Source organism: Marinomonas arctica (genome assembly GCF_003259225.1).
GTDB classification, from domain to species: domain Bacteria; phylum Pseudomonadota; class Gammaproteobacteria; order Pseudomonadales; family Marinomonadaceae; genus Marinomonas; species Marinomonas arctica.
Genome location: NZ_QHJF01000028.1, coordinates 83,315 through 104,119 on the forward strand (window position 1 = coordinate 83,315; position 20,805 = coordinate 104,119).

General features: G+C 44.8%; 24 protein-coding genes. 17 read left to right on the plus strand and 7 right to left on the minus strand.

The annotated features are described in order from the left end of the window. The first annotated feature begins 29 nt into the window (after positions 1-29). Together DK187_RS16080 and DK187_RS16085 are read left to right on the plus strand one after the other, a co-directional pair. Positions 30-920 carry a DUF4394 domain-containing protein gene (locus tag DK187_RS16080; protein WP_111608351.1) on the plus strand — a complete coding sequence of 297 codons (891 nt, stop codon included), beginning with the start codon at positions 30-32 and terminating at the stop codon, positions 918-920. Then, positions 910-1,575: a methylamine utilization protein gene (locus DK187_RS16085; protein ID WP_111608352.1), complete on the plus strand. Its 666-nt coding sequence runs from the start codon at positions 910-912 to the stop codon at positions 1,573-1,575. Before DK187_RS16080 ends, DK187_RS16085 begins: the two co-directional genes overlap by 11 nt. A gap of 88 nt (positions 1,576-1,663) precedes the next feature. Here the strand turns inward: DK187_RS16085 and DK187_RS16090 are convergent, their stop codons facing one another. Continuing rightward, positions 1,664-2,152 carry an ATP-dependent zinc protease family protein gene (locus DK187_RS16090; RefSeq protein ID WP_111608353.1) on the minus strand — a complete coding sequence of 163 codons (489 nt, stop codon included), beginning with the start codon at positions 2,150-2,152 and terminating at the stop codon, positions 1,664-1,666. A 206-nt stretch (positions 2,153-2,358) separates the two neighbouring features. On the opposite strand from DK187_RS16090, the gene DK187_RS16095 reads away from it, so the two are divergent. Then, positions 2,359-3,279, plus strand: a complete 921-nt coding sequence (locus tag DK187_RS16095) for a D-hexose-6-phosphate mutarotase (RefSeq protein ID WP_111608354.1) — start codon at positions 2,359-2,361, stop codon at positions 3,277-3,279. A gap of 101 nt (positions 3,280-3,380) precedes the next feature. Here DK187_RS16095 and DK187_RS16100 read toward each other — a convergent pair whose 3' ends face one another. Then, the gene (locus tag DK187_RS16100) at positions 3,381-4,157 is read right to left on the minus strand and encodes an exodeoxyribonuclease III (RefSeq protein WP_111608355.1); all 777 of its coding nucleotides are present in this window, start codon (positions 4,155-4,157) and stop codon (positions 3,381-3,383) included. Between the two features lie 117 nt (positions 4,158-4,274). Here DK187_RS16100 and pyrE point away from each other — a divergent pair, with 117 nt between their 5' ends. Then, positions 4,275-4,922: an orotate phosphoribosyltransferase gene (gene pyrE, locus DK187_RS16105; RefSeq protein ID WP_111608375.1), complete on the plus strand. Its 648-nt coding sequence runs from the start codon at positions 4,275-4,277 to the stop codon at positions 4,920-4,922. Between the two features lie 43 nt (positions 4,923-4,965). Here the strand turns inward: pyrE and slmA are convergent, their stop codons facing one another. The 4 genes from slmA to coaBC form a co-directional block, all read right to left on the minus strand. Further along, complete coding sequence (slmA, locus tag DK187_RS16110) at positions 4,966-5,559, minus strand: nucleoid occlusion factor SlmA (protein WP_111608356.1); 594 nt, start codon at positions 5,557-5,559, stop codon at positions 4,966-4,968. A 76-nt stretch (positions 5,560-5,635) separates the two neighbouring features. Next, on the minus strand, positions 5,636-6,544 hold the full coding sequence (gene argB / locus DK187_RS16115) for an acetylglutamate kinase (RefSeq protein WP_111608357.1): 909 nt from the start codon (positions 6,542-6,544) through the stop codon (positions 5,636-5,638). Between the two features lie 320 nt (positions 6,545-6,864). Beyond that, on the minus strand, positions 6,865-7,323 hold the full coding sequence (dut, locus tag DK187_RS16120; RefSeq protein ID WP_011978451.1) for a dUTP diphosphatase: 459 nt from the start codon (positions 7,321-7,323) through the stop codon (positions 6,865-6,867). 45 nt (positions 7,324-7,368) lie between these two features. Then, entirely contained in the window at positions 7,369-8,586 is a 1,218-nt protein-coding gene (gene coaBC / locus DK187_RS16125) for a bifunctional phosphopantothenoylcysteine decarboxylase/phosphopantothenate--cysteine ligase CoaBC (RefSeq protein ID WP_111608376.1), read from the minus strand. 106 nt (positions 8,587-8,692) lie between these two features. On the opposite strand from coaBC, the gene radC reads away from it, so the two are divergent. From radC to cdd, 11 genes are all read left to right on the plus strand, one after another. Next, a complete protein-coding gene (gene radC / locus DK187_RS16130) occupies positions 8,693-9,367 on the plus strand; it encodes a RadC family protein (RefSeq protein ID WP_111608358.1) in 675 nt (224 codons plus the stop codon). Between the two features lie 175 nt (positions 9,368-9,542). After that, positions 9,543-9,869 (plus strand): helix-turn-helix transcriptional regulator, encoded by a 327-nt coding sequence (locus tag DK187_RS16135; RefSeq protein ID WP_111608359.1) that lies wholly within the window; start codon positions 9,543-9,545, stop codon positions 9,867-9,869. Next, the gene (locus DK187_RS16140) at positions 9,863-11,179 is read left to right on the plus strand and encodes a type II toxin-antitoxin system HipA family toxin (protein ID WP_111608360.1); all 1,317 of its coding nucleotides are present in this window, start codon (positions 9,863-9,865) and stop codon (positions 11,177-11,179) included. Before DK187_RS16135 ends, DK187_RS16140 begins: the two co-directional genes overlap by 7 nt. A 176-nt stretch (positions 11,180-11,355) precedes the next feature. Then, entirely contained in the window at positions 11,356-11,592 is a 237-nt protein-coding gene (gene rpmB / locus DK187_RS16145) for a 50S ribosomal protein L28 (RefSeq protein ID WP_072838851.1), read from the plus strand. 11 nt (positions 11,593-11,603) lie between these two features. Next, positions 11,604-11,774, plus strand: a complete 171-nt coding sequence (rpmG, locus tag DK187_RS16150) for a 50S ribosomal protein L33 (protein ID WP_011978459.1) — start codon at positions 11,604-11,606, stop codon at positions 11,772-11,774. A 175-nt stretch (positions 11,775-11,949) separates the two neighbouring features. After that, complete coding sequence (mutM, locus tag DK187_RS16155; RefSeq protein WP_111608361.1) at positions 11,950-12,768, plus strand: bifunctional DNA-formamidopyrimidine glycosylase/DNA-(apurinic or apyrimidinic site) lyase; 819 nt, start codon at positions 11,950-11,952, stop codon at positions 12,766-12,768. A 253-nt stretch (positions 12,769-13,021) separates the two neighbouring features. Next, positions 13,022-14,014, plus strand: a complete 993-nt coding sequence (locus DK187_RS16160; protein ID WP_111608362.1) for a BMP family lipoprotein — start codon at positions 13,022-13,024, stop codon at positions 14,012-14,014. A 93-nt stretch (positions 14,015-14,107) separates the two neighbouring features. Beyond that, positions 14,108-15,664, plus strand: coding sequence for an ABC transporter ATP-binding protein (locus tag DK187_RS16165; RefSeq protein WP_111608363.1), 1,557 nt, complete (start codon positions 14,108-14,110; stop codon positions 15,662-15,664). Further along, positions 15,661-16,758 carry an ABC transporter permease gene (locus DK187_RS16170; protein WP_111608364.1) on the plus strand — a complete coding sequence of 366 codons (1,098 nt, stop codon included), beginning with the start codon at positions 15,661-15,663 and terminating at the stop codon, positions 16,756-16,758. Before DK187_RS16165 ends, DK187_RS16170 begins: the two co-directional genes overlap by 4 nt. A gap of 9 nt (positions 16,759-16,767) precedes the next feature. Then, positions 16,768-17,736: an ABC transporter permease gene (locus DK187_RS16175; protein WP_111608365.1), complete on the plus strand. Its 969-nt coding sequence runs from the start codon at positions 16,768-16,770 to the stop codon at positions 17,734-17,736. A 1-nt stretch (position 17,737) separates the two neighbouring features. Beyond that, positions 17,738-18,154, plus strand: coding sequence for a cytidine deaminase (gene cdd / locus DK187_RS16180; RefSeq protein ID WP_111608366.1), 417 nt, complete (start codon positions 17,738-17,740; stop codon positions 18,152-18,154). Between the two features lie 46 nt (positions 18,155-18,200). On the opposite strand, the gene DK187_RS16185 is transcribed toward cdd, so the two are convergent. After that, positions 18,201-19,280, minus strand: coding sequence for an AbrB family transcriptional regulator (locus tag DK187_RS16185; protein ID WP_111608367.1), 1,080 nt, complete (start codon positions 19,278-19,280; stop codon positions 18,201-18,203). A gap of 252 nt (positions 19,281-19,532) precedes the next feature. On the opposite strand from DK187_RS16185, the gene DK187_RS16190 reads away from it, so the two are divergent. Both DK187_RS16190 and DK187_RS16195 read left to right on the plus strand, forming a co-directional pair. Beyond that, complete coding sequence (locus DK187_RS16190) at positions 19,533-19,916, plus strand: septal ring lytic transglycosylase RlpA family protein (RefSeq protein ID WP_111608368.1); 384 nt, start codon at positions 19,533-19,535, stop codon at positions 19,914-19,916. A gap of 60 nt (positions 19,917-19,976) precedes the next feature. Next, positions 19,977-20,756, plus strand: a complete 780-nt coding sequence (locus tag DK187_RS16195) for a bacteriophage abortive infection AbiH family protein (protein WP_111608369.1) — start codon at positions 19,977-19,979, stop codon at positions 20,754-20,756. The last annotated feature ends 49 nt before the right edge of the window (positions 20,757-20,805 follow it).

Sequence of the window (20,805 nt, forward strand, 5' to 3'; positions counted from 1 at the left end):
TAGGCTCCAATAAATTAAGAGAATATATAATGCGTAAAATTCGTTCCCTATGTTTTGTCATGCTCATGTTGTCCGGTACTTTGCAGGCACAATCCATACAAGAGATAGCGCCTGATGCGGAGCTACCAGAAAACATGCTGGCTCTGTTGTCTAATAATAGGTTGATCAAGTTTAACGTGGCACACCCAGATTCGATCATCAGTCGCGTATCATTACAGGGGTTTAAGCAACAAGATGAACGCGTTGTCGGCATTGACTATCGTGTGGCGTACGGTGTCTTGTATGCCGTTTCTAATACAGGGCAGGTGTACACGGTTAATACTGACTCAGGTCAGGTGACTCCGATGGGTGAGCCGTCGCAGCAGGTTGTCTTAGAGGGTGCTCTTTATGGAGTAGACTTTAATCCAGCTGCCGATCGTATTCGAGTCGTTACTGATGCGAGTGTAAATAGCCGAATGCACCCTGAAACGGGTCTTTACGTGGATAATAACCCAGACTTGGCGGGTGTGCAGCTTGATGGTTCATTGCAGTACAGTCTTGATGATGTGTCGTATGGTGTCGCACCGCATTTGGTTGCCGCTGCCTATACTTACAACGCAAAAAACAGCAAATTGACGACCAATTTTGCCATTGATGCTGTGCAGGGGGCTTTGGTTACTCAGGGTACACGTGAAACAGATAAGGAGCAGGTATCACCCAATACTGGTCGGCTTTATACCGTTGGTAAATTGGCAACTGGGCCGGTGGCAGATGCGCATTTTGACATTGCTGATGTGACCAATGCGGCGTATGTGGCATTGAGTGCTCAAGAGAATTCATCTTATATCTTGTATAAGATCAACTTGGGCAATGCGCAGCTAATGAAAATTGGAGAGATCGCTTCAGGCCAACCCATTGTAGGAATTGCCATTGAACCTTAAAGGTGTTTTTTTATGTTTTTGGGTGGCTCTTGGCGGGTTGTGGTTGCCCTATGCTGGGGCGCATACGGTATCAGTCACGTTAACGTCGCCAGACGGAACGCCGCTGGATCATAGTGCGGTGTTTTTTGAGCCTCTCTCGTTTAAAGCAAAAGCGGTGAGTAAAGATTTACCCGCGGTGGTGATTGCTCAAAAAAGACAAATGTTTTTACCGGCTATTACGGTGTTGCAAACTGGGACGCGAGTTGAATTCCCTAACCTTGATACGGTTCGTCACCATGTGTATTCGTTTTCAGAAGCAAAGACATTCGATATCAAGCTTTACCTTGGGCAGGCGCCCTCCAGTGAATTATTTGATCGATCTGGTGTGGTGGCGCTAGGGTGTAACATTCATGACACTATGATCGCTTGGGTCGTGGTGGTTGATACCCCTTATTTTGCTTTAACTGACAAATCAGGGAGTGTCACGGTTGATCTTCCTACCGGAGACTACCAACTGAAAGTATGGGACAGAAGGCAAATAGACTTTCCTAATGGTGGGCAACGTATCACAGTAACGAAAAATCAGACATTTGCTGTGTCCACAGAAGTGCTGGATTTTGATCCCTATACTGATGTGACGGGTGAGTCTGTCGATCATATGCAAACCCCATATTGACCTCACTCAGGTGAGCCGATGTTCTGTCAAAAAGACATCGGCCTCTGAATGACTCTGAGGTATTACTAAGCCGTTTAATTTCGACCTATCATGACGCTTTGGTTGTGTTATAGAGCGATTGCAACGTGCTTTTTGCTTTATCCCCTAACAAGCACATTCCCTCTGGATCAATTAAGATTCGACCGTTCATTGCTTCTCGTCCCAACAGCATTCTGTAACCCATACTGTCACGATTGGTTAGCGTAACCTCTGCTTCCCATGTGGTCCCGCCAAGAGAAAGAGGGACGCGGATAACAGGACGTTTTTCCTTGTCACCGCTGGAGCTTTTGATGACTCGTTGGTCAATAAGGGGCGCCTCACAATGCACTGTCACCTTGCGATTTTTTTGTAATGGATGTACGTCAAATTTCACCCAATGCTCATCATCACGGGTGAAGCGAACAATATTGATTGCGTGCATAGACGAGGTTTTTGCACCGGAGTCTACTCGTGCTTTGATGGCTGGAATGTCAAGGGAAGGAAATGCGCACCACTCGTCGCAACCAATGATCATTTTTGGTTCGTTGTGTTGATTCATAAAGAAGAGAGTACCTTTTAAAATGAAAACAGAAGTCGGTTAGCAAAGTGTTCGTTATTGCTGTGTTTTATAACGTAAAACCAAGGTCAGGTTAAGTGTTTATTCGGTTATCTGCTTTGTTGAATTGTCGATATAAACTCAAGCTATTGTAATCATGTAATCTGTAGCTAATATGGGGGGACGAAATTACTTTGACGGAGTTGTAGATGAATGGCCGACTGATGAGAGAGCTTGAAGAGTTGGGGGGCGAAATTCGTCCAGCAAGCTTAAAAAAATGCGATGAAATTATCATTGATCAACCCGGTTTTAGTGCGACGATCGCATTATGGGGTGGGCATTTAGAAAGCTTTATTCCTGCGGGTCAAGAAGATCTGTTGTTCCAGTCTAGTAATCCTGGTGGGGAAGGGCGCTTTGGTCGTCGACATTTTGGTGTGCCAGTATGTTGGCCTTGGTTTGGTGCTCACGAGACGAAAAATGATTACCCTGCTCATGGCTTGGCGCGCTATTTTCGCTGGGAGTTTATTGAGGCAGGTCGTTTCAAAAATGGTGATGTAAAAATTGTGATTCGTTTGGCTTCGGAGGACCACCCTTTAATTGAAGAGATGTGGCCTTTGGCTTTTGAGCTACGTCAGGTATTTCGTTTTTCGAGTAAAGGCTTTCGGATAAATTTCTCGGCGGCTAATCTATCGGATAAACCCATGCCGGTGAGTGAAGCGCTTCATACTTACTTCCATGTATCAGATAACCAAACTGCCGCTGTACAGGGTTTGGATCAGATTAGTTATGTTGATAAGTTTGATAATGGCAGCCGTCAATTACAGCAAGGTATCGTGTCCCCCTGCGATCATATGGATCGAGTCTATTTATCGGCGCCAGAAACCTGCGAAATCCTGGATGCGGGTTTACAAAGAAAACTGATTATTCATACCGAAGGCAGTAATAGTACCGTGCTCTGGAACCCAGGTGCTGACATTGCCAAGCAGCGTGCAGATATGGAAGATGAGGATTATCGTCGTTTTGTTTGTGTGGAAGCGGCTAATGCGCTCAGTGATGCGTATGAGATTCCCCCTGGTGGCATTCATCAATTGAAGCTAAAAGTGAAGCATAAGCCTCTCGTGAATGCATAAGCGTATTCGTTGAGTTGATAGACTTACACAATAAAAAGGCCCGCCAGTGATTATACGAGCGGGCCTTTTAGTTAATGACTTGATGAAAGTCTGGATAACGCTTAGTCGATATTGTATTCCATGATCAAAGGGGCGTGATCAGAGAAACGCTGACCTTTGTAAATAGTGCCACCTTGGATCAGGTTTTTAATACCAGGTGTGGTAATTTGGTAATCCAAACGACCACCTTCGTCTAATTTCCAAGCGCGCTCATAGTCAGGCCACCAAGTATATTGCTTGTCTTGTTTGTTTACCTGACGGAATGCATCAACGTATTCCATTTCATTGAAAATTTCGTTTATCCATTTGCGCTCTTCTGGCAAAAAGCCAGAGTTGCGTTGATTAACAAACCAGCTGCTCACATCAATAGGAGAGCGAGCCACATTGGCTGTGCCGCAAAAAATAAATTCGCGACGCTTACGGCGGGTTTTAATCAAATGGTTTTTAAAGCCTTCCATAAAGCGATATTTGTGCTCTTGTAGTGACTCTTCGTGATTTGAGCCATGAGGTGTCAAAAAAGCACCAATACTGACTTTATCGAAGTCAGCTTGGATGAAGCGCCCTTCGAAGTCGCATTCAGGGAACCCCATACCTGTCATAATCGCTTTGGGCATGGTTTTACAATAAATGGCAACGCCTGCTTGTTCAGGATTTTCCATCGAGTCAAAGAAATACGTATTGAACTCTGGAGGAAAGAAAACACTGTCATTTAGACTGCGCTCATCTGCTTGTATATCTTGCAGACATACAACATCTGGGTTCTGACGAACCATCCATTCAAAAAAGCCGCGATCTGCTGCTTGTCTTATACCGTTTACATTAAGGCTGATGACCTTCATTTCTGGTCCCTACAATTCCTAGCCGTGTGTTATATTAGCGCCTATCCAATGTTGGCATGGCTTCGCTCGTTCTTGGCGGCGCTTTGTTGTGTACTATTTTATCTTTCTGGAGTTGGCATGAAACCTTACCAAAGAGACTTTATTGAATTCGCTATTGAACAAAACGTGTTGCGCTTTGGCGAATTTACGCTTAAATCAGGCCGTGTGAGCCCATACTTTTTTAATGCAGGCTTGTTTAGTTCAGGCCAAGCATTAGCTAAGTTGGGACGCTTTTACGCAACCTCATTAATGGAAGCAAATGTTCCATTTGATGTTCTGTTCGGCCCTGCCTATAAAGGCATTCCATTGGCAACCACCACCGCCGTTGCCCTTTATGATCACCATAATGTAGACACACCATACGTTTTCAACCGTAAAGAAGCAAAAACTCACGGTGAAGGCGGTTCTCTTGTTGGTGCTCCGTTAGCGGGCAACGTCATGATCATTGACGACGTTATTACTGCGGGAACAGCCATTCGAGAGGTGATGGCTATTATTCAGCAAGCCAATGCCCTTCCTGCCGGTGTTCTGATTGCCTTGGATCGTCAGGAACGAGGCCAAGGTGCATTATCGGCTATCCAAGAAGTCGAACGTGACTTTGGTATGCACGTTATAAGTATCGTATCGTTAAATGACATCATGACGTATTTGGCAGAACAGGATTCTCCTGAGTTTGCTCAACATCTTGATGCCGTTAAAGCGTATCGTCTTCAGTATGGTATTTAACTCAGTGTTAAAAAAGCTAAGGTTTGAGGGATAGTCTCAAGCCTTAGCGATTTAACATCAAGTTTTGTGCCAAGACAGTCCATTGTTCTTGCCAAATATCAATTGGCTTCACTTTAAATTCACTGCGTACATAATGGCGTATTTTGCCTTCGATCACAGCGATCAGGAAATTGGCACAAGGTGCAACGCCCATGGCTGGTCTCAATCCTTGTTTCAAATCGGCTTCACGCATTACTTGTTTCAATTGGGTTTCGATGCGATCAAATACTTGCGCAATACGAACACGCAACCGTTCGGTCTCACCAGCCAGAGCATCTGCCGTCAATAAACGACACATACCTGGATTTTGCTCTGCAAACCCCAAAACCAATGTCATGATCATTTCGATGCGAGTCACTACATTGCTTTCATCTTGTACGATACGGTTGATGCGTGTGAAAAGTGTTTCTTCTATAAACTCAATCAAGCCTTCGAACATCTTCGCTTTACTGGGAAAATGGCGGTACAAAGCCGCTTCCGACACACCGACTTGCCTCGCTAGAGCGGATGTTGTGATACGCGCTCCAGGGCTACTTTCTAGCATTTGCGCCAGTGCCTGCAATATTTCTGTGCGACGGTCGTGTTTCTTGTTGCTCATTTGTCGTACCCAGTTACTAACCAGTATTGTTAATTGCCAGTATCGCTAAGTGATAATATCAATAACAGCGCAGTGTTTATTCGCCTGCTTTCGTGTTGGATATAAGCGTGCCTACACCCGTATCGGTAAAGATTTCCAATAAAGTCGCATGTGGTACACGGCCATCAATAATATGCGCGCTTGTTACACCAGCATTAACGGCAGACAGAGCGCAGCTAATCTTAGGTAACATACCACCATAAATGGTGCCGTCTGCAATCAAGGCATCGACTTGGGCCGTGCTCAATCCAGTTAACACATTGCCTTGCTTATCTTGTACGCCGGAAATATTGGTCAGCAGCATCAGTTTTTCTGCACCAACCGCTTCAGCCACTTTGCCCGCCACAAGATCGGCATTGATGTTGTAAGAGTTGCCTTCATCGTCTACACCAATTGGTGCAATAACAGGAATCAGGTCACTATTTTCAAAGAACTTTAGGAAGCTGGTGTCGACGCTGGCGACTTCGCCAACGTGGCCAATATCCACTTGTTCTGGAGCGGTCATGCCTTCCGCTTGGTGTTTTACAAATAGCTTCTTAGCTTTGATAAAACGGCTGTCTTTACCCGTGATGCCGATGGCTTTGCCGCCTGCTTCACAAATTAAGTTAACGATTTCTTTGTTTACTTGGCCGCCGAGTACCATCTCAACCACATCCATGGTCGCAGTGTCAGTGACACGCATACCATTGATGAATTTTGATTCAATGTTCAGTTTCGCCAGCATTTCACCAATTTGTGGGCCACCACCGTGAACAACAATAGGGTTAATACCAATGGCTTTCATTAAAACGATGTCTCTTGCAAAACCCGCTTGTAGAGTTTCATCTGTCATGGCATTGCCGCCGTATTTAATAACCAGCGTTTTACCAGCAAAGCGTTGAATGTAAGGAAGCGATTCGCTTAAAACCTTAGCAACATCTAAAGCAGACTCACGAGAAAAAGCCACGTTTTACGTACTCCTGTAAACCAAAATGGGTCGCATAAAAAAACAGACTGTATGAATAGAAAACAATTCTATTCTTCACTAGATTATCGGGTTGCTGTGGCAAAACGATGACAGTCAAGGCTGACAACGAGTGTAAGCAACCACTTATGGTTAAAATAATAACGTGATCTTGGCGGATTAACTATAGAAATTTGTATGAAAATTACGAAGTTTGGACTTATGAAAGTAAATTTCAGTTTCGCGGGAAACGATGGGTGAGTGAATGTGGTAACGAAGGCTAAAAAGATGAAATATTCTCACCTTTTTAGCCAATTTTCTGCTTATTTGGTGCCTGTATGACCAAAGCCGCCTTCGCCGCGTTCGGTGCTTTCGAACTCGGTAACGATATTGAACTCGGCTTGCACAACCGGCAATAAAACCAGCTGGGCAACACGTTCACCTGGTTCGATCGTGAAGGTGGTGTTGCCACGGTTCCAGCAAGACACCATGAGTTCGCCTTGGTAATCTGAATCGATCAACCCCACCAAATTGCCCAAAACAATGCCATGCTTATGTCCTAACCCAGAACGTGGCAATATCGTAGCGGCCAGGTTTGGGTCTTGGATGTAAATAGACAGCCCAGTTGGTAGGAGCGTTGTTTCGCCTGGTGCTAGGTCGATTGCTTGGTCAAGGCAAGCGCGTAAATCTAGGCCAGCAGAACCTTCTGTAGCGTAGGTTGGCAGAGGAATCTCTTTACCGATTTTGTCGCTAAGGATTTTTAATTGAATTGCTTGTTTCATGGTGACTATCTCATTTTCTTTTAATTGGATAAATACTATTTCAGACTAGGATTGGGTCTGTTGTTGAATAAATTCAACGAGTTGTCCTGCAAGCGCATTTTTTGTGGTTTTGTCCGGTGACCACGTCTTGTCTTTGGTAATCACGGTGACTTGATTGTCGTCTTGGTTAAAACCAATATCCGCGCGTGACACGTCGTTCGCGATGATGATGTCCAAGCCTTTTCGTTCGAGTTTGCTTTTTGCGTATTCGATCACGTTTTGCGTTTCTGCCGCAAAGCCAACCAGGGTTTTTGCGCGTTTTTGTTGGGCCAGGGTGGCGATGATATCTGGGTTTTTAACGAGGGTCAGGGTGATTTCATCGGTGTCGGATTGCTTTTTCATTTTTTGATCACAGGCGGCCTTCATTTTGAAGTCGGCCACGGCAGCGGCGCCAATGAATACATCCGCTTGTGTGATCATGCTTTGCTCGCAAGCGGCGAGCATCTCATCAGCGCTTTTCACCAAAATGATTTTCGCGCCAGCCGGTGCGGTGATTTGCACCGGGCCACTAATTAAAGTGACTGTCGCGCCACGGGCGATGGCTGCGGTAGCGAGAGCGTAACCCATTTTGCCTGAGCTGTGATTGCTAATAAAACGAACGGGGTCGATGGCTTCCATGGTTGGACCGGCGGTGATGACCCAATGTTGGCCAACCAAATCTTGTTTAACCTGAGTCTTGTCGAAGTGCGTCATTATGGTGTTGAAAATGTCGCTCGGCTCGCTCATGCGCCCAGGGCCAATGTCGCCACAGGCTTGAGCGCCATCGGCTGGGCCAATACTGAGCACACCGCGTTCGGTAAGAAGCTTGGTATTGGCTTGCGTGGCAGGATGACGCCACATGGCTTGGTTCATGGCCGGCGCCAGTAATACGGGCGATTCGGTGGCTAGGCACAAGGTGCTTAACAAGTCGTTTGCCATGCCTTGAGCGTAGCGCGCCATGAAGTCGGCAGAGGCGGGTGCAATGACAATTAAATCCGCCCATTTTGCCAGTTCTATGTGTCCCATTCCCGCTTCGGCATTCGGGTCTAATAAGGTGCTGCGTACTGGGTGACCAGAAATCGCTTGCAGCGTCATTTCGGTGACAAAGGCTTTTGCCCCCTCGGTCAACACGACCTGAACGTCAGCGCCTGCCTTGGTGAGCAAACGAATCAGTTCGATGCTTTTATAAGCGGCAATGCCACCGGTAATGCCTAATAAAATGCGTTTTTGAGCGAGATTTGACATAAAAAACTTCTCAATTCGTGCTGTGGTCGATAAAGTGAGTAAAGTAGGCAGGACGCCAGTCTCATTGACATTAAATGCAAGATTAACATGGATCAAGGAGTAGATCATGAGTATTAAACATTGGCCAGAGCAAGAAAGACCTCGAGAAAAACTCATTCATCAGGGCGCGAGTGCGCTGAGTGATTCCGAATTGTTGGCGATTTTTCTTCGTACTGGTACACAAGGTATCAGCGCCGTTGAGCTGGCTCGACAGGTGTTGTCACAATTCGGCGGTTTGCGTGCATTAATGTCAGCCAGCCGCGAGGAGTTTTGCCAAGGTTTTGGCCTGGGTGACGCAAAATACACGCAACTGCAAGCCGTGCTAGAAATGTCGAAACGACATTTGCAAGAGCAACTGATGCGCGAAACCGTCTTTAGTAGCGCCGAGCACGTCAGAACCTACCTTTCTTCGCAATTGCGCCATTCCCAACGAGAAATATTCGCGGTGCTCTTTTTAGATACCCAGCACAGGCTTATTCGTTATCAAGAGCTCTTTATGGGTACCATAGACGCCGCGGCGGTTTACCCTCGAGAAGTGGTCAAAGCAGCGCTGCAATATAACGCCGCTGCGGTGATTCTCGCCCACAACCATCCAAGCGGCGTGGCGGAACCCAGTCAGGCGGATATCAGCATCACGGGCAAAATCAAACGCGCGTTAGACCTTGTTGACGTGCGATTGCTCGATCACTTTGTGGTGGGCGATGGCTCGCCTGTTTCCTTGGCTGAAAGGGGATTGGTGTAGCTTGTATTTTGATATAGGATAAAGTTCCCATTTGGTTACTTTGATGGTTAATTATTAGTTAAAGTGACTATTTAGGGATTTTGTTTGATTTTATTTGACGACATTTTAGAAAGGTTCTAAATTTAGGACATAAGAGGTGATTTAACCTCATAATGTAATCATATTGGAACTTTGTATGACTATTGAAAAATCTTCGGCTGCTCTTTCTGAGGAGCTTGGAGAGCGTTTAAAGCAAGCTAGGTTGAATCTGAACCTGACTCAGTCCGAGGTCGCGGCGCTTGCCGGTGTTGCTCGCAAAACGGTTTTAAATGCCGAAAAAGGTAAAGTGCAATTAGAAGTGTTTGTGGCAATCATGATTGCATTGAATTTAACGGATCAATTGAATTTATTTCTGCCAAAACAAGAAATATCACCATTGCAACTGGCTAAGCTAGAGGGCAAAAAACGGCAGCGAGCGTCAGGAGTGCATCGAGAAAAGAATAAAGGGAGATTAGAATGGTAATGGAAGTTATTAAGGTCTCTTATCAAGGTCATGATGTTGGGGCTGTAAGCTTTGATGTCGATAAAGGCATTGGAGCTTTTGAATATACAGCAAGCTTTATAAAAAAAGGGATAGAGCTTTCCCCTCTTAAAATGCCGTTATCCAGACGGATTTTTAGTTTTCCTGAACTTGATTTTAATACCTTTAAAGGCTTACCAGGCTTAATTGCAGACTCTCTTCCCGATAATTTTGGTAACTCAGTTCTTAATGCTTGGGTGGCAAGTCAAGGTAAGTCTCCTAATGACATTTCTCCTCTACAACGGCTTCAATACACTGGGAAAAGAGGTATGGGGGCTCTGGAGTATTCACCCGCTACAAAGCTGCGTAGCCTGAATGCATCGCAACAAGTTGAAATTCAATCTCTTGTTTCAATTGCGCAAGAAATTTTAGACTCTCGTGGTGTATTTGAGGTAGAGCTTAATAAGGATGGACGAGAAGAAAGAGAAGCAATGTTGTCGTTACTCTCTGTTGGTATGAGTGCTGGCGGAGCAAGGCCTAAGGCTGTACTGGCATTTAATAAAGACTTTACTCAAGTTCGCTCCGGACAAACGACCGTTCCTGAAGGCTTTACGCATTATCTAATGAAATTTGATGGTGTAAATGAACACAATCAGAACCAAGAGACATTTGGGGATCCCTTAGGTTACGGAGCTATGGAATTTGTTTATTATTTGATGGCCGAAAGTTGTGGTATTGAAATGATGCCCTGTAGGTTGCTTGAAGAAGGTGACAGGCGGCATTTTATAACGCAGCGATTTGATCGCGTAAGTAATACCAAAGTCCATGTCCAGACGCTCAATGGGTTGGCCCATGTTGACTACAATAAACCAGGCTCATTTTCCTATGCAGAAATATTCAGTGTGGCTCGGCAATTAAAGCTGCCTGCAACTGATGCCCAGCAGATATTAAAGCGCATGGCATTTAACATCATTGCTAGAAACCATGATGATCATGCCAAGAATTTTGCTTTTATTCTGAAAAATGATAGGTGGTCGTTAGCGCCAGCCTACGATTTAGCCTACAGCTACAAACCCGGAAGTAAATGGGTCAGTAGTCATTGGATGAGTTTGAATGGGAAAAGAGATGGCTTTACTAGAGCGGATTTTTATAGCTTACAGAAGCTGAGTCCTTTATTCAGTAAGCGCAAAATCGATAACGTCATTGATGAAACGATTGCGTGCGTATCTCAATGGCGATCTTTAGCCCAAGAGTGGAATGTACCTCGGTCTCTTAGAGAGGAAATCCAATCTAACTTAAGACTTAGCCTTTAGATTATGTGAACTGATCATTTTTTTAACAAAAGAATTGCTCAATGGATTGGGTTATGGGAAAATGCGCGCCGCTATATCCTCGGTATGGGATTTTTTTGATTCATAAGGAATCATGCTCCGCCTGAGGAAGTGAAACACTTCCAATAATCTTTCTGGATAGCAAAAGGTATTTAATTATGTCTCGCGTATGTCAAGTTACTGGGAAGCGTCCTGTTACAGGTAATAACGTTTCCCACTCAAAACGCCGTACTAAGCGTCGTTTTCTTCCTAACCTTCATTGGCACCGTTTTTGGGTCGAAGGTGAAAACCGTTACATCCGTTTACGTGTATCTTCTAAAGGTATGCGTATTATCGATAAAAAGGGCATTGAAACAGTTCTTGTTGAAATGCGCGCTAACGGCGAAAAAGTATAAGGATCTGAATCATGGCTTCTAAAGGCGCTCGCGATCTAATTCGCATGGTATCTTCTGCTGGTACTGGTCACTTTTACACAACTGACAAGAACAAGCGAAATACTCCTGACAAACTTGAAATGAAAAAGTTTGATCCAGTTGTACGTAAACACGTTATGTACAAAGAAGCGAAAATTAAATAATTTTCGATCTTTGTCAAAAGGAACCGACTCATTGAGTCGGTTTTTTTATATCTAGTATAAAGATAGTAGTAGAAACACTGTGTTCGTTTGGTCAGTATTGCTTGTGTATTTACATGATACAGAACCCCATGAGATGGTGAGATGACCTTTTTTGAGGTTTTGCTGGAGATTATTTATGCCTGAATTACCGGAAGTAGAAACCACGTTACGTGGCATCGAGCCCAAGTTAATAGGGCGCACGCTTGCGAGAGTGGATATTCGTCAGCCTAAATTACGCTGGTTGATCACACCAGAACTAAGCTCAGACATGGTCGGCGAGGAAATTACTCACCTTTCACGCCGTGGTAAATACATTGGTATTCATACGTCAAAAGGTACCCTGATTGTTCATTTGGGTATGTCAGGCAGCTTGTATTTTGTGCCTACAGAGACGCCACCCTTGTTTCATGATCATGTGGATTTTTGCTTTGCCGATGATGATGTCTGGTTAAGATACACGGACCCTCGTCGCTTTGGTGCCATTCTGTGGACAAAGGATGATTGGAACGAGCACGAGTTGATTAAACACCTAGGGCCAGAACCTCTGTCCGATCTTTTTAATGTCGATATGCTCTATGCTCGTGCAAAGGGCCGTAAAGTCCCCATCAAAACCTTTATCATGGATAGTAAAGTCGTGGTGGGGGTAGGTAATATTTATGCAAACGAGGCACTTTTTAAGGCAGGTATTCGTCCTGATCGTTTGGCGGGTAAGATCAGTAAAGCGCGTTTGGCGCGTTTGGTTGAATGCATTAAAGTGGTGCTGGCGGCTGCCATTAAACAGGGCGGTACTACCTTAAAAGACTTTGTTGGTGGTGATGGCAAACCAGGCTATTTTAAGCAGGAATTGGCCGTTTATGGCCGAGCAGAAAAGCCTTGTCTAGTTTGTGAGGCGCCTCTCAAAGAGATTCGTCAGGCCCAGCGTAGTACGGTATTTTGCGCTAATTGCCAATCTTGACCATTTGTTTATTTTTGCATGGGGAGCGGCATGAGAATTGCTAATGGTTATTGTTGAATATATTGTCCTTCAATAAATGGCTTTGTGATGGGCAGTATAGGTAAAAATGTTGCTTAAATTGTGCAGATTACATTGCGGTATTCTGCTAATGGGTTTATTTTTGACCAGTTAGGCAAGGTTTATAGTATCTAGGTTACATTGCACCTAGGTTAAATTATGCCTAGATTAAATTACACACATAAGAGGAATTGGAATGAAAGCTGTCTTTCTTGCATCAGTGACGGCGCTAGCCATCTCATCAAGCATGGCTCACGCGGCAACAGAACCTGCGGTGGTTTATGATCAAGCGGGTAAATACGATAAATCTTTTAACGAAGGCGTTTATAACGGCGTTAAAAAATATACCGCCGATACCGGTATTCAAGTGCGAGAATTTGAACCGAAAAACGAAGCTCAAGTAGAGCAAGGTTTGCGCCGTCTTGCTAAGCGTGGTTATTCTCCAATCGTAACGGTTGGTTTTAACATGACGTCTGCGGTCGAGAAAGTAGCGAAAGATTTTCCAGAAATTAATTTCACCATCATCGATGGTGTGATTGATCTGCCAAACGTTCAGTCTGTTGTTTTTAAAGAGCATGAAGGGTCGTTCTTGGTAGGAGCGCTTGCTTCTATGGCGTCTAAAACCAATACGGTAGGCTTTGTTGGTGGTATGGACATTCCTCTTATTCGTAAGTTTGGTTGTGGTTATGAGCAAGGCGTGAAATACGCTTCCCCTAGCGCAACGGTTTTACAGAATATGACAGGCTCAACTGGCGCAGCGTTCAACGACCCAACGAAAGGTTCTGAACTTGCTAAGAGCCAGTTCTCTCAAGGCGCGGATGTCGTCTTCGCCGCAGCCGGTGGTACGGGTATCGGTGTTTACCAAGCTGCGAAAGACGAAGGCAAATTAGCGATTGGTGTTGACTCAAACCAAAACCATGTACAGCCTGGTACCATGCTGACTTCCATGGTAAAACGCGTGGATGAAGCCGCGTACAAGACTTATCAAGATTCGGCCGCAGGTACTTGGAAGCCAGGTATGGTGGTATTAGGCTTGGCTGACGGTGGTGTTGACTGGGCTCAAGATGAAAATAATGCCAGCTTGATTACCGCTGACATGAAAACCAAGATGAATGATATTCGCGCTAAGATTATCAGTGGTGACATTAAGGTTCACGATTACATGTCTGATAATACTTGTAACTACTAAGTTGCATGAAAAAACAGTTGTCAGCTTTAGAGCGGGCAACTGTTTTTTTTACCTTAGCTTTTTTACTCATAAGCAGATGAATTCCTTTTAGATATGACGAATAAAACCATGCCACACGCAATTGAATTGCGAGACATTAGTAAACGTTTTGGAGCCGTTCAGGCTAATAAAGACATTTGCTTACAAGTTCCAGCAGGCACGATTCACGGCATTATTGGTGAAAACGGTGCTGGTAAATCCACTTTGATGAGTATCATTTATGGCTTTTATGAAGCCGATACGGGTCATATTGAGGTAGATGGTAAGCGTGTTGATATTCGCAGTTCCCAAGATGCCATCAATGCTGGCATAGGTATGGTGCATCAGCATTTTATGTTGGTCGAGAACTTTAGTGTTCTTGAGAATGTAATGCTAGGCGCTGAAGGTGGCGCGCTATTAAAAGGCGGTGTAGCGGCAGCAAGAGTTGAGCTGCAACGTCTCGCGAAAGAATACAGCTTGGACATTGATGTTGATGCCATTGTTGAGGAGCTGCCTGTTGGTCTACAGCAGCGAGTCGAAATTTTGAAAGCCCTTTACCGTGGCGCACGCATTCTGATTTTAGACGAGCCAACGGGCGTATTAACACCACAAGAAGCGGATCACTTGTTCCGTATTTTGAAAGCCCTAAAAGATCAGGGCGTAACGGTTTTACTCATCACTCACAAACTCCGTGAGATAATGGCTTCCACTGATAACGTATCCGTGATGCGCCAAGGTGAAATGGTGGCTCACCGTGAAACGCTCCATACCAGCAAGGAAGAACTTGCTGAGCTTATGGTGGGTAAAAAAGTACGTTTAACGGTTAATAAAGACGAAGCAAAACCCAGTGATGTGCTGTTGTCTGCTCACCATTTATCGCAGTTGGACAGTCAGGGGGTGAAGCGTTTAAAAGAGGTTAGTTTAGAACTGCGTGCCGGTGAGATTCTGGGAATTGCTGGCGTGTCGGGAAATGGACAGAGTGAACTGTTAAATGTCCTGTCTGGTATTACGCCAATGGACGAAGGGGAAATTCATTTTGCCGGTCAAGTGATCAGTGCAAAAGCCCCCAAAAATGCCGCACAAATGCGTGATTTGAAAATGGCCCATGTACCAGAAGATCGCCATAAAATGGGCTTGGTAACAGGCTTTGAAGCGTATGAAGCGGCTATCTTGGGATATCACAACTCGCCTGTGTACAACGGCAAGGTATTGATGAATCGCAAAGCCATGTTAGATGAATGCAATGAGCGTATGGCCGCTTGGGACGTGCGTCCGCCTAACCCGCATTTGAAAACGGCGAATTTTTCTGGGGGTAACCAGCAAAAAATCGTTATCGCGCGAGAAGTTGAGCAAAATCCTGATGTGTTGTTGATTGGTCAGCCGACACGCGGTGTTGACATCGGGGCGATAGAAAATATTCACGAACAAATTGTTAAATTACGTGATGCCGGCAAAGCCATTTTGCTGGTATCTGTTGAATTGGATGAAATTATGGCACTAAGTGATCGCATCATTGTGATGTTTGATGGTGCGGTTGTTGGCGAGCTTGATGCAAAAGACGCTGATGAACGAACTCTCGGCTTAATGATGGCCAATGCCCACAACAAAGAACAAGAAGGGGTGTCCGTATGAGTCAGGCAAAAGTTCCGGCTTGGGTAAATATAGCCCTTATTCCTATCTTAAATATCTTGTTGGCGTTTCTGGTTTCAGGTTTGGTGATTCTCGCCATTGGTGAGAACCCTATCGAAGCTGCAGGCTACCTCATTTATGGTGCGTTGGGTTATAACGAAGGGATCGGCTATACCTTGTACTACGCAACGAATCTTATCTTTACCGGCTTGGCTGTATCGGTGGCTTTTAAAGGCGGGTTGTTCAATATTGGTGGGGAAGGTCAAGCCTATATTGGTGGTTTAGGGGTGGGTCTTATCTGTTTATCACTGGACCACACCATGCCCTTTTATGTGATTGCGCCTTTGGCTGTTATTGGTGCGGCTGTGTTTGGCGCTGCGTGGGGTTATATTCCAGCCTACTTACAAGCGCGTCGCGGTAGTCACATTGTTATTACCACGATCATGTTTAACTTTATTGCGTCTTCGCTAATGGTGTATCTCATCGTCAATTGGTTGAAAGAAGATGGTCGTATGGCACCTAATAGCCGAACGTTCGAAGAAAATGCTTGGTTGCCTTATTTGCACGAACTCTTTTCGCCGTTGGGCATTGATATTGGTGACTCGCCATTGAACCTTGCTTTTATTTGGGCGCTTTTGTGCTGTGTGTTTGTATGGGGATTGATTTGGCATACGCGTTGGGGCTATCAACTGCGTACATTAGGAACGAATCCAACCGCAGCTCGTTATGCGGGCATTGATACGGCAAAAGTTACCATTTGGGCGATGTTGATTTCGGGCGGTTTGGCTGGCTTCGTGGGTCTTAACGAAATCATGGGGGTAAATCATAATCTATTGCTTAACTTTACGGCGGGTTATGGTTTTGCTGGTATCGCAGTGGCCTTGATGGGGCGCAATCATCCAATTGGTATTATTTTGGCTGCGATTCTATTTGGTGCCCTGTACCAAGGTGGCGCTGAGCTTGCTTTTGAAATCCCAACGATCACACCTGAAATTGTTGTGGTGATTCAAGGTTTGGTGATTTTGTTCTCTGGTGCGCTTGAACATATGTTTAAAGATCGTATTGAAGGCTTTTTTATTCGCAGAGCGGTCGCGTAGGGGAAGATTATGTTTGAAACATTAATACTCATGTTAGACGCGACGATGCGTGTCTCTACACCGCTGATTTTGGCAGCGTTGGCGGGACTGTACTCAGAGCGTGCGGGCATTGTAGACATTGGCTTGGAAGGTAAAATTCTTGGCAGTGCGTTTGCTGCCGCTGCAGGCGCTGCGGTGTTTGGTTCAGCTTGGATTGGCCTGTGCTTTGGTATATTAGCATCGGTTTCTTTGGCAATGATTCATGGCTTTGCTTGTATCACACACCGTGGTGATCACATTGTGTCGGGTGTGGCGATTAATACCATCGTAGCGGGTTTGACGGTGACCTTGTCTATGCACTGGTTTGGGATGGGAGGGCAAACCCCTGCGTTATCTGGAGACGCACGTTTCTTAGACATCACTTTTCCTTTTGCCGACGCTTTACAAGATGTACCGGTGATTGGTGCGATTTATTCGAATTTGCTCAGCGGTCATAACATCTTGGTTTACTTAGCGTTTGCTATGGTACCTGTTACTTATTGGGTGATTTATAAGACGCGTTTCGGTTTGCGTTTGCGTGCCGTAGGGGAGAATCCTCATGCGGTGGATACGGCGGGGATTTCGGTATCTTTTATTCGTTATCGTGCTTTGATTATTTGTGGCATTTTGTGTGGCCTTGCCGGTGCGTATTTGTCGACGGCCCACAACGCGGGTTTCTTAAAGGACATGAGTGCAGGTAAAGGTTATATGGCTTTAGCCGCGTTGATCTTCGGTAAATGGCGTCCAGTCCCAGTATTGCTTGCGTGTTTATTGTTTGGTTTCTTAGACGCGGTTGCTGTGCGTATGCAAGGTGTGGAGATTCCGGGTATTGGTCAAGTGCCAGTCCAAGCCATTGAAGTCTTGCCTTATGTGTTAACTGTCTTGTTGCTTGCTGGTTTTATTGGTAAAGCCATAGGGCCCAAGGCAATTGGTCGACCCTATGTGAAAGAGCGGGCTTGATATGTCTACTGCAAAATACAATGAAACCTTGTTAGAGCTGGCAAAAAATGCCATGAGTAAGGCGTACGTGCCTTACTCATGCTTTTCTGTTGGTGCGGCGATTTTAACTAAGACAGGTAAGTTTTATTCTGGTTGTAATGTTGAGAATGCGGCTTACCCAGAGGGCACTTGCGCTGAAGCTGGCGCGATTGCGGCCATGGTGCTTGATGGTGAAACGCAGATTCAAGATATTTACGTCATTGGCAAAGGCGATGGTTTGGTGACGCCCTGTGGTGGTTGTCGCCAGAAAATTCGTGAGTTCTCTTCTGTGGATACTAAAATCCATATTTGTGGTGCAGAAGGCGTGAGAAAATCCCTCACTATGAATGAATTATTGCCTTTTTCATTTGGCCCAGAAAATCTGGAACAGGCCAGTTAGTGTTCAATCGTTATTTTAAAAACCACCTTCGGGTGGTTTTTTTGTTTTAGGCAGTTTTATGGCTTGAAAGCCAGCGGGCGAGCATAGGACCAGCAATGAGTACCAATAAAAAACGCGCTACTTGCATGGCCATAACGAAAGAAACGTCGGCGCTGGTGGATGCGGCGATGATGGCAACGGAATCCGCACCACCTGGACTGGTGGCGAGGAAAGCCGTGAGAGGATCGATATCTGCAAAAGTAATCAACAGCATGGCTAAGCAAGCATTGATCGCAATGAGCGCAATGATGGCGCCTAATACATGTGGAAACACATGCCATGCGTGTTGCAAGGCTTGTCGAGTAAAGCGAAAGCCGATTGACCAGCCTAACACCGCAAAACTGATGGCTAAGCACCAATTAGGTAACACAATGGGCAGAATGCCAGTAAATTTAATGATTAAGCCAACCGTTAACGCAATCAACATGGGACCACTGGGTAAGCGTAATATCACACCAGCCACGCAGGCTGCTAGAATAATAGCTAAGGTGATGCCAAAGGCCGACCATGATGACACGCCTAGCCAATCTACGGGTTCGATAGCCAAATTATCCACATGAAACACGCTGGCGACGACGGTGGCAGCAATGGCGCAACAGGCCACGCGCAAATACTGCATAAAGGCGACCAGTCGCATATCTGCGCCATAGGATTCCGACATAATGGTCATTGCCGATGCCGCACCGGGAGACGAGCCCCAAATGGCTGTGGTACCAGGCAACAAACCAGTTCTACTCAATAGCCAGCCTAAAAAGCTAGACGCGACAATCGTCGAAACTGTACCGATGAGAAACAGTGGCCATTCTTGAGCAATTTTTGCGAAGACAGTTAATGGTAAGCTGTTTGCAATCATCATCCCTAAAACGCCTTGTGCCATTAAAAACATGGGCTTCGGTAGCTTCATGCCTGCACCGCTGGTGGCTAAAATAATGGCGGTAATCATGGGGCCAAGCAGTAATGCAGCCGGTAGCCGAAAGAGTTCGAATATCACCACCAACACAAACGAGGCAACGAGCAATACCGTGAGTCGCCACGGTGTCGTCCAGCGAGAAGGGGTGGTGATAAGCGATAAAAAAGATGAAGCCATGTGTATAAATCAAAAAAATCGTGGTTTTAATGGCGCAAAGCATACCTTAAATGAGCGGGTATTATTGGTGTCTCTGGTTATGTTAACCATACTCTCAGTTTATGTTGGTACGTTTAGCCGAGGAAAAGAAACATAGCGCAAATATCTGACAAGACGCTGACCAAGGTTTTATTCAGTTTGAGTTTGTTGGGGAGAGCTATCTGTTATCATGGTGTGTAAACATCAAAGTGGCTTAAAGGAAACGATAAAACGATGCGAATAATCAGTACCTTATGTTGGGTAATCTTGTCTCTTGTGTTGACCGCGTGTGCAAGTGGCCCAATCAGTCGTTCCGATTCAGCCGGATTCGAAGAAAGCGGTAAAGCCAGTTATTACGCCATGAAGTACCAAGGACGTAAAACCGCAAGCGGAGAGCCATTTGATCAAAAAGCCATGACGGCCGCCCATAAGCGTTTGCCGTTTGGCTCTAAAGTTAAAGTCACTAATGTTGATAATGGCAAAAGCGTCGTCGTGCGAGTCAATGACCGTGGGCCCTTTGTTCGTGGCCGGATTATTGATCTGAGCAAATCGGCTTTTCAGCGTATTGGTAATACAAACCTAGGCGTGATTGAGGTGGAGATAGAAGTACTGCGTTAAATTGTCTTTTTGGTACATTTCGTGTTGAATGTTAGATATCTTTTTAGAGTTTAGAAAATCATGGCTACTCTTTATATCATTGGTAATGGATTTGATCTATATCATCGTTTGCCGACTTCTTTTTCAGGTTTTAAAGTTTTTACCAAAGATAGATTTTCTGCATTCTCTGACGCTTTTGAAAATTATTTTGAAATCGATATCAAGAATTATGATGACCGTTGGTGCAAACTGGAAGAATCTTTGTCTGAGTTTAGTGTTGATGAATTAATCGAGCATAAGAGAGATTATGGTGATGACGATCCGCATGAAGATCAATTTAATAATGAAGTCGAAATAGAGATAGATAATCTGACCCAAGGCTTAGTTCAAGAGCTTGCTGCTTATCTATCAATTGCTGAAAAAGTAGATGTTGAAAAGCAGAGTCTTTTAAGTATTGATTCTAATAGTCGTTTTCTTAACTTTAATTATACAAATACTTTAGAACGTATCTACGATGTTTCTCCCTCTAATATTTGTTATATACATGGTGCTCTCAATAATAATCCAACCTCAATCATTATAGGTCATGGATGTGAATTTTCTGATTACGAGCCTGAGAAAATAGATACTTCTAATTATACAAAGGACCAGCTTTTTGCATTTTGTGATGCCTCTTCAGAAAATTATGAACGTGCAGTTGAAGATGCTTATAAATACTATAATAGAAGTTTAAAAAACACTCAGGATTGTATCTCATTGCATCAGGATTTTTTTGACTCATTACGTGATGTAGATAGAGTTATTATTTTTGGCCACTCACTAAGTGATATTGATTTCCCGTACCGGCGTCTTTCAAGGTAGTTGTCGCCTAAAATAATTAAGCAGCGTCTTTGTGTTGCTCTGGATTTAA